This is a genomic window from Halomicronema hongdechloris C2206 (assembly GCF_002075285.3).
In the GTDB taxonomy this organism is placed as follows: Bacteria; Cyanobacteriota; Cyanobacteriia; order Phormidesmidales; family Phormidesmidaceae; genus Halomicronema_B; species Halomicronema_B hongdechloris.
The window spans coordinates 777,720-791,770 of record NZ_CP021983.2; the positions used below are offsets into that span (position 1 = coordinate 777,720).

Here is a 14,051-nt window from a genome sequence, read left to right on the forward strand (position 1 = left end):
TTATAGCTTACAACGGACCAGAAATCCCTTGCTTGCGAATCATGAGGAAATGCAACAACATGAACACGGCGATTAGCCAGGGAAGCACGAAGGTATGCAAGCTGTAGAACCGAGTTAGGGTTCCTTGCCCAACAGCCTCGCCGCCACGCATCAACTCAACGATGGCACCACCGACTACCGGAATAGCGCCGGGAACGCCAGAGACAATATTAACCGCCCAGTAGCCCACTTGGTCCCAGGGTAGCGAATAGCCGGTTACTCCGAAGGATACGGTAATCACGGCCAAAATCACCCCGGTGATCCAAGTTAACTCCCGGGGCTTTTTGAATCCGCCAGTGAGATAGATCCGAAACACATGCAGGATCATCATCAACACCATCATGCTGGCGGACCAGCGATGGATGGAGCGAATCAGCCAACCGAAGTTGACGTCGGTCATTATGTATTGAATTGACGTAAAGGCTTCGGTGACCGTCGGCTTATAGTAGAAGGTCATAGCGAATCCAGTCGCAAACTGGATCAGGAAGCAGGTTAGGGTAATGCCCCCCAGGCAGTAGAAGATATTGACATGGGGAGGAACGTACTTGCTGGTGATGTCGTCAGCCAGGGCTTGAATCTCGAGGCGCTCGTTGAACCACTGATACGCCTTGGAATCCGTGACTTGCTTAGTAAACATGAAGCGGGACGCTCTATAACGCTGTAATTAAACATTGCCGTTAACAAGAAATGTAACATAGCGTCATCCGCCAGGCAGCGATTCTCTGGCAAAAACAGGTCGAGACTAATCGCTGCCTGCCCCGCCCCTGGGCTGAGAAACAGACCTATACCGGGGAATCTAGCTAGAAGATGCCAGAGTAGAGCTGTTACAAACATTTACATGCTGTTAAGACTGGTGAGCCGATCGGCTCTTGGCTTTAGGAAGAGATGACTAACCTGATGACTAACCTGATGACTAACCTGATGACTAACCTAATTGGATCAGGTGCCGTAAATCCTGATTCAGGCTTGATGGGGTTTTGGGCAGGCAGCTTAGATATCGAGGTAGGCGTAGTACCGAATCTCGCACCTGAGCTGACCGCGGCTACGATTCCAGAAAATAGGTCAAAACTGGAGGGAGGAACTTGGTTTATCTACTGAACTAATTAGAGTAGATAACGTAGATAACAAGGTATAGAAGAAGTTAATGGCCCTGATACCTTTTTTTACTGAGCTACCTAGCCTGCTGCCCAGGAATCGCAAGGAGCAGGAGCGACTGTGTAGCTGCGATCGCAAGGGTTGGTATCCAGGACCGTGAGCGATGTCAGAACAAGGTCGTTAAAATCGCCATTATGAAGAAGCGACTAGTTAGGGTTGTCGGCGCGCTACTGTTGTCGGGTTTGGTCTGGCTAGGGCTGGGCGGGGCCCCAACTTGGGCTCTGAGTGAGCCCCAGCAGTTGGTCGCAGAAGCCTGGCGCATTGTCAATCGCGTCTACTTAGACGATACGTTCAATCAGCAAAATTGGTGGTTTGTTCGCCAGCGTTGGCTAAAGCGGCCGCTACCGGATCAGGACGCTGCCTATGCCGCGGTTAAGGAGATGCTGAGCAGTCTGGAGGATCCTTACACCCGGCTGCTGCAGCCAGAGCAGTATCAGAGCCTACAAACCACGACTTCTGGGGAGTTGATGGGGGTGGGCTTACAGATTACGAAGGATGAAGATGGCCAGACGCTGCGGGTCATTGCTCCCATTGAAGGGTCTCCAGCTGCCAGTGCCGGCATTCAACCCAAAGATCGGGTGTTGGCCATTGATGGGGCCTCAACCGCTACCCTGACGCTGGATGAGGCGGCGGGGCGTATGCGGGGACCTGTGGGCACGTCAGTGACCCTGACCGTGCAACGGAACCATGAGGAACCGATGGAGTTGACCCTGAATCGCGATCGCATCACCTTGAATCCGGTCTATGCCGATCTGCGCACAGGGGCCAACGGTAAGCGGATTGGCTATCTGCGTCTGAGCCAGTTCAATGCCAATGCCACCTCGGAATTAGCGGCTGCCATTGACCGCTTAGAGCAGCAACAGGCTGAAGCCTATGTGCTCGATTTGCGTAATAATCCGGGCGGGTTACTGCAAGCTGGGATCGAAGTGGCCCGATTGTGGTTAGATGAAGGCACCATCGTCTATACGGTGACCCGTCAGGGAGTCTTTGATAGCTATGAGGCCAACGGCACCGCTCACACCCAGGATCCACTGGTGGTGTTGGTGAATCAAGGGACTGCCAGTGCCAGTGAGATTCTGGCCGGCGCTCTGCAGGACAATGGTCGGGCCCGGTTGGTGGGTGATGTCACCTTTGGCAAGGGGCTGATTCAATCTCTGTTTGATTTGCCGGGAGAGGCTGGCTTAGCGGTGACCGTGGCTAAGTATGAGACCCCTAACCACCACGATATTCATCGCCTTGGCATCACTCCCGATAAGGTGGTCGAGGCTGTTCCCACGCCAAGAACGCAGTTTGGCTCAGATCAGGATCAGCAGTATCAGGCGGCGGTGGAGATGCTAACCGCCCCAGCGGTGATTGCCGGTGCCCAGTAAACCCTACCGTACCTATCATGACCCCCTGCATGGGGCGATTACACTGGATGGTCAGGAGCCTACAGAGGCCCTACTGATTCGCCTCATCGATACGTCTCCCTTTCAGCGGTTGCGCCGCATTCGGCAGTTGGGACCAGCCAGTTTGACCTTCCATGGGGCCGAAAGTTCTCGATTCACCCATTCTCTGGGGGTGATGTTCATTACCCGGCGGGTGTTTGATCGCCTGGCCCAGGAGCACCCGATTTTGCGATCGCATCGCACCGCGGTGCTCTGTGCTGCCCTATTGCACGATATTGGCCATGGCCCCTTTAGCCATACCGCCGAAAACATCTTCGGCTGCCATCACGAGCAATGGACCCGCCGGATTTTACAGCAAGCCCCGGAGGTGCGATCGCAACTGCAGCAAGTCTCTCCCGATTTAATTGCAGCCATCGACCAGATTTACACTCACCAGCATCCGGTGCCCTTGGTCTGGCAGATAGTCTCTAGCCAGCTCGACTGCGACCGACTCGACTATCTGCTGCGGGATAGCTACTTCACCGGCGCTCGCTATGGTCACCTCGATCTCGATCGGATTTTGATGGCCCTGGAGATGGACACTCTCACCCAGCAACTCGTCGTGGCCCGCAAGGGATTAGCGGCCATCGAGCACTATCTAGTAGTGCGCTACTTCATGTATGCCCAGGTCTATAACCATCCCAAGAACCTTACCGCCGCCTGGGTGTTAGAACAAGCCTTGCAACGGGCCCGGGAACTCCTATACCACGGTGCCTTAGACGCCGATGCCACCGTTCAAGCCTGGTTGACACAGCCCAACCACCAGCTCGCCCTCGACACTTACCTCAGCGGCGATGACATTGTCTTTCTCTATCACCTACACCGCTGGCAACACCACAGTGACCCATTGTTGTCAGACCTATGTCGCCGGTTTCTGGATCGTGATTTGCTGAAAGCACTGGAAGTAACCCCCCTGCCAGACAACCAGCACACCGCATTACTGCAAATGCTACAACACCAAATGCAGCAGCAAGGATGGGAAGCAGCCCGCTATAGTGGCCTGCGCCGTATCTGGAGCCGGGGCTATACCCTCTATCAGCACGGCATCCTAGTGCGCACCGGCAATGGCCTGCAAGACATCAACCAACTCTCGCCAGTTGTGCAGACGCTGACCCAGGCCCATGCCCGTCTATGGCTATTGTACCCCCGCGCCTGGGAGCAGTCTGCCCATCACCTCTATCATCAGCTACAGCAGCGGAGCCACTAGGCGCAGCGCCTCTAGATCGAGTTGTTGCAGCTGCTCGTAGGCATTGGCAATGATCCGATCTCCCCGTAAGAAACCGGTATTAGCCGCTGGACAAAGATAGGCTAAGGTCTCGGGGGAAAACGCCTGGGCTAGCCGCTGCACCTGTCGCAGTTGGCGTGGCCAGTGAAAGGTCTTGCTAAAGCGTAGGGGCGTCGGTCGTCCCTGGGGATCCGGCAACAGATGGCGCCCCGTAAAGAGTACGCCGCCATAGGCCTCGTAGTACAAACAGGCGGAACCGGGCGAATAGCCTGGTGTCCATAGGGCACGGCAGGTGGGGCTGAGGTCGATGGTTTGTTGAAAGGTGGTGGGCTGCAACTGGGGCAGTAAGTAAGCCTCCTGTTCCTGAATCACCACCTCACAGCCTAAGGCCTTTTGGAACTCGTTAACTTGGCCAATGGCCCCCCGATGACTCAGGCACAGCCAGCGAACGCCGCCCTGCTGCTGCAAAAAGTCCACGTTAGTCTGATGCCAAGCTGGTGTATCCACCAGCAGGTTCGCCGACCGTCCCTGGGCATCATTCTCTACAATGAGGTAAGCAGTAGCCCCTAACGTCTCCCGATTGGGGGGAAACGCGAATACCGTGTCCAGGATTTGGCGAGGCAACTTCGGGGAAGTTGCCGTCGGTGCAGTCATAGCTATCCCCTATGATTCGCTGTTGATATCGCTCTCAATGGTAGCCAATGCCTGTCCCCTCTGTGGATTACCCTGACCGAGGACCGGTAGGATGGAGAGGGTGATCACTTGCACCGGTCAGTTTGGGCTATCAGGCATTTGGAATGTCTGAACCATTGAGGATAACAGTGGCTCACCAGCTTGTCTTGCTGCAGTCGTCGGGTAGCGCATGTATAACAAGGCACCAATGTCCCGTCCCATATCTAGCCCAGGTCGAGATCGGCCATGTTCTTCTAATCCCCCTTCACGGCCAAACTTGGACCTGCCCCAATGTCTCCCGGTAGACACTTTGGGATAATTGCTAACGTCAGGTAGGGTAACGATTTTTTTAACGGCTTATTGTGATATCGGCCATGCTTTTCTGGTTGCTTCTCCTGGGCATTTTTACCTACGTTGTGGTCAAGCGCAGCGTGGCTAATGTCACTCGCACGCCGACGTGGTTACTGTGGCTGGTGATGATGTTGCCTGCCTTTAGCTTGGTGATCTGGGCTTCGGTGCAGGGCAGCGAAGAGCCTTTTCCCACGGTGCTGCTGATTAGTTTGTTTGTCCTATGTCCCCTACTGTACTGGTGGTTAATTCAGTGGGGCCGCCCGCAGCCTGCTGCTCAGGTCAAGGCTAGGCCCTCTGAGCGCACAACACTGCCATCATCAGAGGAATCAAAATCTACCCTACGCCCCATGAACCGGGATGAAGAAGCGACGCTGAAGCATTGCTTCCCCTGGACGGTTTATTACCTACAAAACATCGAATATCGTCCCCAGGCCATGATCTGTCGGGGACAATTGCGGGCAACCCCAACGGTGGCCTACGAGACGGTGCGAGAGAATGTCCACTCTCGCTTTGGGGATCGGTTTCTGTTGGTATTTCAAGAGGGATTTAATGGTAAGCCGTTCTTCGCCCTAGTGCCTAATCCCCGCACTCAGACCCAGCAAATGTCTACCCAACCACCATTGACCCGGCCGGGATTGGCCCTGGGTTTATTTTTGACGACGGTGTTCACCACCACCGGGGTGGGCGCGATCATTGCCGGGGTGTCTGAAGAGACGCTGCAAGCAGACCCGGCCTCGATTTTGCGGGGATTGCCCTATGCCTTAGCCCTAATGGCCATTTTAGGGATCCACGAATTGGGACATTATCTGATGGCGCGGCGGTATCAGATTCAGACGACGTTGCCTTATTTCATTCCGGTGCCCTTCTTTCTAGGGACCTTCGGGGCATTTATTCAGATGCGCTCGCCGGTGCCTAACCGCCGCGCCCTGTTTGATGTGGGCATCGCTGGTCCTATGGCTGGCCTAGTCATTACCTTGCCTGTGCTGCTCCTGGGGTTACGGCTGTCAACTGTGGTGCCGTTAGCGGAGGAAGCCAGCTTACTTAATTTTGAGGCCCTCGACCCCAGTGCTTCGGTCATGGTAGCGTTGCTGAGTAAACTAGCCTTAGGCAGCCGCCTGACCCTAGAACATGCCATTCATTTGCATCCCATGGCGGTGGCTGGCTGTTTGGGGTTAGTGGTGACGGCTCTCAATCTGATGCCGGTGGGGCAACTGGATGGCGGGCACATTGTCCATGCCATGTATGGTCAACGTACTGGGGCTATTATTGGTCAAGTGTCACGCCTACTCGTGCTGGCGCTGGCAGTGGTGCATCCGGAATTGCTAATTTGGGCGATTCTGTTGTTTTTTATTCCGGCAGTGGATGAGCCCGCTCTGAATGATGTGAGTGAGTTGGATAATCAACGTGACCTCTGGGGTCTAATGTCCCTGGTTGTGCTGGTGATGATTGTCTTACCGGCTCCTTCCCCGCTGCTGTCGCTACTGTTTTGAGTCAGTAGTGGGTTGCTAGAGTATGTGGAAGTCCCTGTGCTCTCTTGTCTGGTGAGGACAAATCCATGGCCCACGATGTCACTCAGTGGCTAGCTGAAATCCGCACCCTGCAGCAGCAACTGGCCCAAGTACGTCAGGAGCGCGATGATGCCTATGCCAGTGCCGCTACCTGGCGGCGGCTGTATGAAACTGAGGCGCGACAGCGACGACAGGATACGCAGGCGTTGCGATCGCAGCTGCAGTCTCTGCAGGAAACCCTAACCCAGCTCAATGGTCAGGGGACTGATTTTCTAGAGCACGCGGTGGATCTGTCCCAGCAACAGATCTCGGACATCAATACTATCGACGAGTTGCGATCGCACCTAACGGCTGTCCTGCAGCGTTGCCAACAACTGCGTCAAGCCCTAGAATGCGAACGGCACCAACACGGACAAACGCGCCAAGCTCTAACCACCGCCTTGGGAGACACCTTCGATCGGGTCAAAGGGTGGTCATCTAGTTAAAACCCCATAACCCCAGCCAAGGTCTCTAGATCAGCCGGCAACCCTCCCTTCACCTGATTTTGGCTGTGCTTAATTGCCGTGTCCGGATCTTTGAGCCCATTCCCCGTGAGCACACAGACTACCGTTGCCCCAGCAGGCACCCGATCCTTAACCTTCAATAAGCCAGCCACAGAGGCGGCACTGGCCGGTTCACAGAAAATCCCCTCTTCTGCTGCCAGCAATCGGTAGGCTGCCAAAATCTCTTCATCAGTGACGGCTGAAAACTCGCCCTGACTCGCTTCCTGAACTGCCCTGGCCCGATCACGGTTAGCCGGATTGCCAATGCGAATAGCCGTAGCCACCGTTTCTGGATGAGTTACCGTGTGGTTCAGCACCATAGGTGCCGCCCCCGCTGCCTGAAATCCCATCATCCGAGGCAAGCGCTGGCACCGTTCCTGCTGGTGGTACTCACAGAATCCCATCCAATAGGCCGTGATGTTTCCAGCATTCCCCACGGGGATGCATAGCCAATCCGGAGCATCTCCCAGAACGTCCACTACCTCAAAAGCCGCCGTCTTCTGCCCCTCCAAGCGAAAGGGATTGATGGAATTTACCAAGGTGACTGGATAGTGCTCAGCCAATTGACGCACCATGGTTAAGGCCTGATCAAAATTGCCCTGAATGGCCAAAACCTCAGCCCCATAGAGTAGGGCTTGGGCCAACTTACCCATGGCCACATAGCCATCCGGGATGATCACAAACGCCCTGAGGCCACCGCGACGAGCATAGGCTGCCGCCGCCGCTGAGGTATTGCCAGTGCTGGCACAAATGACGGCTTCAGCCCCCATTTCCTTAGCCTTAGAGATGGCCAGGGTCATGCCTCGATCTTTGAAGCTGCCGGTTGGGTTTAAGCCGTCATACTTGACGAACACCTGCACCGAGCGACCGACACGCTCAGCAATCGCTGGCACCCTAATCAGCGGGGTATTACCTTCACACAGACTCACAATTGGGGTGGCATCTGTCACCGGCAGGAAAGGACGATATGTTTCGATCAACCCTGGCCAAGGACGTGTACCAATGGCAGGATAGTCAGCCTGGGGACTCTCAGAGATAGGGCTATTTAAGCTCAGGGTCACGATAGATCACTTGAACCGCGGCATCAGCAAGATTCGGTCTATCGTCGACACTGCTCCAGGTGAACCCAGGGACCTTAGTGACGTTTGAGCAATAGACCGTGTCCTTCAGTCTAACGTGTGCTCCGAACAGACCTACAGAGAAAATCCCTTGATCCACTTCAGAAACTGCCACAATTCCATCTAGACCACTGAGTTAGTCTCAATACCATCTGTAGCAGCTGATTTAGTTTAGAATCCATGGCATCGCTTCATCCATCTATCTGTCGATGCAATTTCAGGAGTTGGATGGGATGCTACTTAAGCATTCACCTAAATCGCCTGACGCCACGCTTAAATTGTGGAGCACCCGATGAGTATGCTGTCGGCCCCCTCTCGCTGCGAGCCCCCCTATGCCCTCCTAGAGCAATCCAGACGGCCCCCAGAAGCGTCCTTCCCCCATGCCATTGCTCCTACAAACTGGATTGCAGATCAGACATCTCCCTACTCCCTAGCTCACCAAGTCGAGTTACAGCACCTACAGGCAGAGGCCGATGCACTCTTACGGCAGCTGCAAGCCATTCAGCAAGCCCGAGGGACCTCACCCACTAGTACTCTGCAGCAGAAATAACGCCTCTATTGATCGTGGCATCCATGGGAAGGGTATCCCGTTTGAATAGGAGCACCTGTGTTGCAGCCATTGCCTTAATCCTACTCAGTTGTGTTCCCATTAGCACAGGCAGCTACCAAGAGGCATAGGAAGTAAGCCTCCTGTCGTTCCACCCGAGTTCCTGTGCCGCAGCGATGAGGTGATGATTTATCTGCTCATCTCGCTCACTAGCCCAAAAACAGGTGATAGGCGGGGTTTTGGTTCTCGCCCCAGTAGGGATAGCCCAGGGTGTCTAAGAAGGCTTGCCAGTCGTCCATATCTTGGGGGGGCACCTGAATCCCCGCCACGATGCGGCCGTAGTCGGAGCCATTATTGCGATAGTGGAACAGGCTGATGTTCCAGTTGGGGCTCATGGCGGTGACAAACTTCATCAGGGCTCCAGGCCGCTCCGGAAACTCGAAACGATAGAGTAATTCATCCTGGGCCAGGGGCGATTTACCTCCCACCATGTGGCGCAGGTGCATCTTGGCCAGTTCGTTATCGGTGAGATCCAGGGTAGTGAAGCCCTGAGACTCGAACTTGGCGGCAATTTCGGCGGCATCGACCCGGTCGCGGATTTGCAGGCCGACGAAAATGTGGGCTTCTTCTTGGTGGGCGATGCGGTAGTTGAACTCGGTCAGGTTGCGTTTGCCGATACACTCACAGAATTGGCGCAGACTGCCGGGTCGCTCGGGAATGGTGACGGCGAAGATGGCCTCTCGCCGCTCCCCTAACTCGGCCCGCTCGGCCACAAACCGCAGCCGATCGAAGTTCATGTTGGCACCACAGGCGACGGCTACCAGAGTCTGTCCCTGAATGCCCTGCTGTTCTGCATAGGCCTTGGCGCCGGCCACAGCTAGGGCGCCGGCCGGTTCCAAAATAGAGCGGGTGTCTTCGAAGACATCTTTGATGGCGGCACAGGTGTCGTCAGTGTCTACCCGAATGATGCGGTCGACATAGCGCTGGCAGAGGCGGAAGGTCTCGGCCCCGACTTGCCGCACCGCCACTCCATCGGCAAACAGGCCGACTTGCTCTAGCCGCACCCGCTGTCCAGCCTGCAGGGACTGGTACATGGCGTCGGCATCGGTGGGTTCGACGCCGATGATCTGGATCTCTGGCCTTAGCCGCTTGACATAGGCGGCAATGCCGGCAATCAGGCCACCGCCACCGATGGCCACGAAGATGGCATGAATCGGTTGCTGATATTGGCGCAGGATTTCCATGGCGATGGTGCCCTGGCCCGCAATCACATCAGGATCATCGAAGGGATGGATGAAGGTAAGGCCCTTTTCTCGCTCCAGTTGGCGGGCATGGCTATAGGCATCGTCGTAGGTTTCGCCGTGGAGCACCACGTCGCCGCCGCGGGCTTTGACGGCGTCAATCTTCACTTGGGGAGTGGTGGTGGGCATGACGATGATGGCCCGACTGCCCAGATGACGAGCTCCCAAGGCTACCCCCTGGGCATGGTTGCCTGCCGACGAGGCAATCACGCCCTTGGCTAGGCTTTCTGGGGGTAAATGGGCCATTTTGTTATAGGCTCCCCGCAGCTTGAAGGAAAACACCGACTGCACGTCTTCCCGCTTCAGCAGTACCTGGTTCTGCAGTCGGGTGGATAGATTAGGGGCGACTTCCAAGGGGCTCTCTTGGGCCACGTCATAGACCCGAGCCAGGAGGATGCGTTCTAGATAACCGTCGCTGGACATGGAGGGGAGGGTAATGGGCGACATTCTCACGCTACCACTGCCTGGGTATTTCCAGGACCATGGGAGAATCTGAAGCAAGTTCGTGGGGGGTAGTCTGTAGGGGCGATGCAGGTCATCGGCATTGACTTAGGGGGCACGGCCATTAAGGCAGGGCGCTTTAACCAGGCGGGAGACTGTCTGCAATCGCTGACTATGCCCACGGCGGCACCGCCGCACCCGGATCAGGTCTTGGCCCAGATGGCCGCTGCGATCGCATCCCTCGATCCTCACCACCAGGTGCACGCCATCGGGGTCGGCACGCCGGGGCCAGCCGATGCCGCCGGCCGGGTAGCCCGCATTGCCATCAACCTAGCCGGCTGGATCGAGGTGCCCGTGGCCGACTACTTAGAGGCCAAGGGTGGCCGCCCCACGGTGGTGGCCAACGACGCCAACTGTGCCTGCCTGGGGGAGGCCTGGCTGGGGGCGGGACGACCGTTTCGCGATATCGTCATGCTGACCCTGGGCACTGGCGTCGGCGGGGCGGTAATGCTGAATGGTCAGCTGTTTTTAGGGCGCCATGGGGCCGCCGCCGAACCCGGCTTAGTCACCCTAAACCCTGAGGGCCCCGCCTGCAATAGCGGCAATCGCGGCTCCCTAGAGCAATACTGCTCGGTGCAGGCGGTGCGGCGACAAACCGGCCAAGAGCCCAGTCACTTGGCAGCTCGAGCCCGGGCCGGAGATGCCGATGCGATCGCATTTTGGCAACAGTATGGCCGCTGGCTGGGGGCCGGTTTAGCCAGTTCTGTCTACCTACTCACCCCGGAAGCCATCATTTTGGGCGGCGGCATCAGTGCCAGTGCCGACCTGTTTCTGCCCAGCACCCTAACCGAGCTGCAGCAACGGGTGATGGCCACTTCCTACGACAATCTACAGATCTGTATCGCCCAACTAGGCAGCCAGGCTGGCCGGGTCGGGGCCGCCAAATTGGCCCTACAGCAGTTGGGGCTAGGCAGAGACTAGGACAGGGCGGCAGCCGTGAACTACACCGTGCCCTACTACCTACTCGGGATATGGGCCCGAAATCGGCTGGCCACACACCCGAGTCAAGACCCAGTCCCGCATCAAGTCATTGACTAACTCTGGCCGCTCATCGTGGGGGCAGTGGCCTGCTGGTAAATAATGCTCCGTCAGCTGCGGATAATACTGGCGAAAGCGGGCGCCCCGCTGCCGCGTATCCATCCAGGGATCTCCCTCGCCCCAGAGCGTCAGCAAGGGGGGGCAGAGTCGAGTTAGCAGGACATCCACCGGTTCTCCCCGAGGCGCCTTAAACACCGAGGCAAATACCCTAGCCGCGCCAGCGTCACAAGCGGGGCGATAGATCGCCTCTACCAGATCATCAGTCACCGCCGTGGCATCTAGATACACCTTCATCAAGGTCTTGCGAATGGTGGCCCGCCGCCGTACATACTGAAACAACAGCCAACTGGGCAGCGGCTGCAGCATGACACTGCGTAGGGCCTTAGCCAGGGCACCACCAATGCTAGATTTAGCCGTTGAGACCTGAGCATCCGAGAAGGGGCCAGCACTGTTCAGTAGCACCAGCCCGGCGGCAGCCTCTGGATGATTAGCGGCGACACAGAGACTGGCATAGCCCCCCAAGGAGTTACCGACCAACACCACTGGTTGCCCAATGACTTGGGTAATAAAGTCGTGCAATTGGGCCTGCCAGAGATCACCGCTGTACTGCCAGGGGGGTTTAGCCGAGCGGCCGAACCCCACCAAATCGATGGCCCACACCTGAAACTGATGTTGGAGATCGGCCAGGTTCTTCCGCCAGTGGTCGGTAGACGCCCCAAATCCATGTACCAATAGCAACGGCGGGCGATCGCCTGGGGGGGGTCCGGCTTGAACGTAATAGACTGGCTGTCCTCGCCAGGTCCAGTGCTGGCCAACACCAGAGGAATCAATGGGATTACGGTCAGAAATCGTCACCATCGCGGTTAACCATCGTGAATAAACCATGTTCGAGTCCAGCCCCGAAGGGTTGTCTAGGAAAGACTGCCAGGTCTGGAGCGGAGCTGGGTACCTCCCTATTCCAGACCAAACTAGCCATAAGCCCTTTAATCTCAGCACTTTTCCCTAGCAAGTCCTTCAGGCTGTTTTGATGGTAGCGAATCCCCTCTTAAATCCAGGGAACTAGCTTCCAGGCTGCTATCGGCAGCTGACAAAACTTGATAGGGTAACACTGCTTTCGTGTCGCATTCGTATCAGGTGGTCCAGTGCTATGGCTGCTCTCGCCCGTTCCCACAAAATTCCTCGCCGCCGCCGTACCAAATGGCTCTGGTTTGAGCGCCTGATGGCTCTGATTGCCCTAGTCAACTTAGCCCTAGTCCTATTCGACCTCAGCTATATCCGCTTTCGAGACTTTTATTTGAAGTTCGTGCCAGAGCTCACTGAGTGGTACGGCGCCACCTATAAGGGCATTCAGCCAGAGCGATCCACCGTGACCTACCTAGAGACCGTGGATCGCCTCGAGGAGCAAGTGGCCCAAACCGGGCTGCAATCACGTCAGGCAACTATCTTGTTGAACCAGCTGCAACAGCAGAGCATCGAGCTAATCGATGAGAACCCCTTTCAGGTGGCCAATAAATCCGGCACCCTAGAGCGGATCAAAAACATGATGCGCGATCGCATCGGTACCGATTCTGCCAAAGTCGCCTTTCGCACCTTCTGGAGCCAAGACCATCTGAGCCAAAATCCCTGGTCTGAGGAAATAGACTTCTTCAACGACGACATCAAGCCGTTGATGCAGACCAACTACTTCCGTCGCATTGGCATCGACGGCTTACCCTTGGATTGGTTCTGGCAGATCGACGGTTGGTTCATCCTTGTATTTGGTCTGGAGCTGGCAGCTCGCTCCTTCTACCTCTGCCGTCACTACAAAAATGTCACCTGGCTCGATGCCCTCTTGTGGCGTTGGTACGACCTGTTAATGGTGCTGCCGTTTAGTGCCGTGCGAATGCCCGTCCTCGGCTTGAGCCGCACCATCACCGTTGCCATTCGCCTCGATCAGTCCCAGTTGATCGATTTACAGCCCTTACGGAATCGCATCAATCGCTTCTTTATCAGCCAAGTGGCGATTGAACTCACCGAGGTCGTGATCCTGCGCATTATCGATCAATGTCAAAACCTGATCCGAGCCGGAGATGTCACCCGCTGGTTAGTGGATGCCGGCACCGGCCGCCGCTACATCGACATCAATGGCATCGATGAGCTACAGGTCATGTCCCAACGGTTCATCACCATCCTGGTAGAGCAAGTGTTGCCCCAAATCAAACCAGAAATCGACGCCGTACTGAACCATAGCCTTAACCAGGTGCTAGGCCAAGCCCCAGCCTATGGCGGCCTGCGTCGGCTACCTGGCATTGGCACCCTGCCTGATCAACTGGCCCAGCGCCTCGCTGCAGAGATATCTACCAATGCCTATGACGCCCTCAAGCAGACCCTAGAGGATGATCAGGGAGCGGTACTGATCCGCAGCCTGGTGGCCAAATTGACCGACCGTCTACGCCATGAGGTGCAGCAAGATGACACCCTGGATGAATTCGAGTCCCTGACCGTAGCCCTACTGGAGGAGGTCAAGCTCAACTATGTGCGTCGCCTGGCCGCCGAGGACATAGAACAGCTGATGGAAGAACGGTACCGCCTCTACAACGTCACTCAGGAAGGCCGCGCCTCCTCCAACTAAACCCCGAGGCAGCCTC

General features: G+C 56.4%; 13 protein-coding genes. 8 read left to right on the forward strand and 5 right to left on the reverse strand.

Annotation, left to right across the window (positions count from 1 at the left end; translation table 11 throughout):
* Positions 1–7: 7 nt before the first annotated feature.
* Entirely contained in the window at positions 8–676 is a 669-nt protein-coding gene (petB, locus tag XM38_RS03665) for a cytochrome b6 (RefSeq protein WP_080808854.1), read from the reverse strand.
* Between the two features lie 260 nt (positions 677–936).
* Between petB and XM38_RS03670 the strand changes: the two genes are divergently transcribed.
* The 3 genes from XM38_RS03670 to XM38_RS03680 all read left to right on the forward strand — a co-directional run bounded on the left by XM38_RS03670 (position 937) and on the right by XM38_RS03680 (position 3,828).
* Positions 937–1,137: a hypothetical protein gene (locus XM38_RS03670; RefSeq protein ID WP_137455003.1), complete on the forward strand. Its 201-nt coding sequence runs from the start codon at positions 937–939 to the stop codon at positions 1,135–1,137.
* Between the two features lie 191 nt (positions 1,138–1,328).
* Complete coding sequence (ctpA, locus tag XM38_RS03675) at positions 1,329–2,564, forward strand: carboxyl-terminal processing protease CtpA (RefSeq protein WP_080808850.1); 1,236 nt, start codon at positions 1,329–1,331, stop codon at positions 2,562–2,564.
* Entirely contained in the window at positions 2,554–3,828 is a 1,275-nt protein-coding gene (locus XM38_RS03680) for an HD domain-containing protein (protein WP_088431506.1), read from the forward strand. Before ctpA ends, XM38_RS03680 begins: the two co-directional genes overlap by 11 nt.
* Here the strand turns inward: XM38_RS03680 and XM38_RS03685 are convergent.
* Positions 3,808–4,500: an MBL fold metallo-hydrolase gene (locus XM38_RS03685; RefSeq protein ID WP_080808847.1), complete on the reverse strand. Its 693-nt coding sequence runs from the start codon at positions 4,498–4,500 to the stop codon at positions 3,808–3,810. The two genes, XM38_RS03680 and XM38_RS03685, sit on opposite strands and share 21 nt — an antisense overlap.
* A gap of 392 nt (positions 4,501–4,892) precedes the next feature.
* Here XM38_RS03685 and XM38_RS03690 point away from each other — a divergent pair, with 392 nt between their 5' ends.
* Together XM38_RS03690 and XM38_RS03695 are read left to right on the forward strand one after the other, a co-directional pair.
* Positions 4,893–6,359, forward strand: a complete 1,467-nt coding sequence (locus XM38_RS03690; protein ID WP_088429113.1) for a site-2 protease family protein — start codon at positions 4,893–4,895, stop codon at positions 6,357–6,359.
* A 65-nt stretch (positions 6,360–6,424) separates the two neighbouring features.
* Entirely contained in the window at positions 6,425–6,862 is a 438-nt protein-coding gene (locus tag XM38_RS03695) for a hypothetical protein (RefSeq protein WP_080808842.1), read from the forward strand.
* Here the strand turns inward: XM38_RS03695 and thrC are convergent.
* A complete protein-coding gene (gene thrC / locus XM38_RS03700) occupies positions 6,859–7,974 on the reverse strand; it encodes a threonine synthase (protein ID WP_391540801.1) in 1,116 nt (371 codons plus the stop codon). The genes XM38_RS03695 and thrC overlap by 4 nt on opposite strands.
* A gap of 355 nt (positions 7,975–8,329) precedes the next feature.
* On the opposite strand from thrC, the gene XM38_RS03705 reads away from it, so the two are divergent.
* Entirely contained in the window at positions 8,330–8,587 is a 258-nt protein-coding gene (locus XM38_RS03705; protein ID WP_080808837.1) for a hypothetical protein, read from the forward strand.
* A gap of 206 nt (positions 8,588–8,793) precedes the next feature.
* Here XM38_RS03705 and ilvA read toward each other — a convergent pair whose 3' ends face one another.
* Positions 8,794–10,308, reverse strand: a complete 1,515-nt coding sequence (ilvA, locus tag XM38_RS03710) for a threonine ammonia-lyase, biosynthetic (RefSeq protein WP_080809199.1) — start codon at positions 10,306–10,308, stop codon at positions 8,794–8,796.
* Between the two features lie 105 nt (positions 10,309–10,413).
* Between ilvA and XM38_RS03715 the strand changes: the two genes are divergently transcribed.
* A complete protein-coding gene (locus XM38_RS03715; protein WP_080808834.1) occupies positions 10,414–11,307 on the forward strand; it encodes an ROK family protein in 894 nt (297 codons plus the stop codon).
* A 39-nt stretch (positions 11,308–11,346) separates the two neighbouring features.
* Here the strand turns inward: XM38_RS03715 and XM38_RS03720 are convergent, their stop codons facing one another.
* Positions 11,347–12,282 carry an alpha/beta fold hydrolase gene (locus tag XM38_RS03720; RefSeq protein ID WP_080808832.1) on the reverse strand — a complete coding sequence of 312 codons (936 nt, stop codon included), beginning with the start codon at positions 12,280–12,282 and terminating at the stop codon, positions 11,347–11,349.
* A gap of 289 nt (positions 12,283–12,571) precedes the next feature.
* Here XM38_RS03720 and XM38_RS03725 point away from each other — a divergent pair, with 289 nt between their 5' ends.
* Positions 12,572–14,035 (forward strand): hypothetical protein, encoded by a 1,464-nt coding sequence (locus tag XM38_RS03725; protein ID WP_088429115.1) that lies wholly within the window; start codon positions 12,572–12,574, stop codon positions 14,033–14,035.
* Positions 14,036–14,051 lie beyond the last annotated feature (16 nt).

What these genes read in the sequence shown, in the direction of transcription:
- petB (WP_080808854.1), bottom strand. Translation starts at nt 676, where the DNA reads ATGTTTACTAAGCAAGTCACGGATTCCAAGGCGTATCAGTGGTTCAAC.
- XM38_RS03670 (WP_137455003.1), top strand. Translation starts at nt 937, where the DNA reads ATGACTAACCTGATGACTAACCTGATGACTAACCTAATTGGATCAGGT.
- ctpA (WP_080808850.1), top strand. Translation starts at nt 1,329, where the DNA reads ATGAAGAAGCGACTAGTTAGGGTTGTCGGCGCGCTACTGTTGTCGGGT.
- XM38_RS03685 (WP_080808847.1), bottom strand. Translation starts at nt 4,500, where the DNA reads ATGACTGCACCGACGGCAACTTCCCCGAAGTTGCCTCGCCAAATCCTG.
- XM38_RS03690 (WP_088429113.1), top strand. Translation starts at nt 4,893, where the DNA reads ATGCTTTTCTGGTTGCTTCTCCTGGGCATTTTTACCTACGTTGTGGTC.
- XM38_RS03695 (WP_080808842.1), top strand. Translation starts at nt 6,425, where the DNA reads ATGGCCCACGATGTCACTCAGTGGCTAGCTGAAATCCGCACCCTGCAG.
- XM38_RS03705 (WP_080808837.1), top strand. Translation starts at nt 8,330, where the DNA reads ATGAGTATGCTGTCGGCCCCCTCTCGCTGCGAGCCCCCCTATGCCCTC.
- ilvA (WP_080809199.1), bottom strand. Translation starts at nt 10,308, where the DNA reads ATGTCCAGCGACGGTTATCTAGAACGCATCCTCCTGGCTCGGGTCTAT.
- XM38_RS03715 (WP_080808834.1), top strand. Translation starts at nt 10,414, where the DNA reads ATGCAGGTCATCGGCATTGACTTAGGGGGCACGGCCATTAAGGCAGGG.
- XM38_RS03720 (WP_080808832.1), bottom strand. Translation starts at nt 12,282, where the DNA reads ATGGTGACGATTTCTGACCGTAATCCCATTGATTCCTCTGGTGTTGGC.
- XM38_RS03725 (WP_088429115.1), top strand. Translation starts at nt 12,572, where the DNA reads ATGGCTGCTCTCGCCCGTTCCCACAAAATTCCTCGCCGCCGCCGTACC.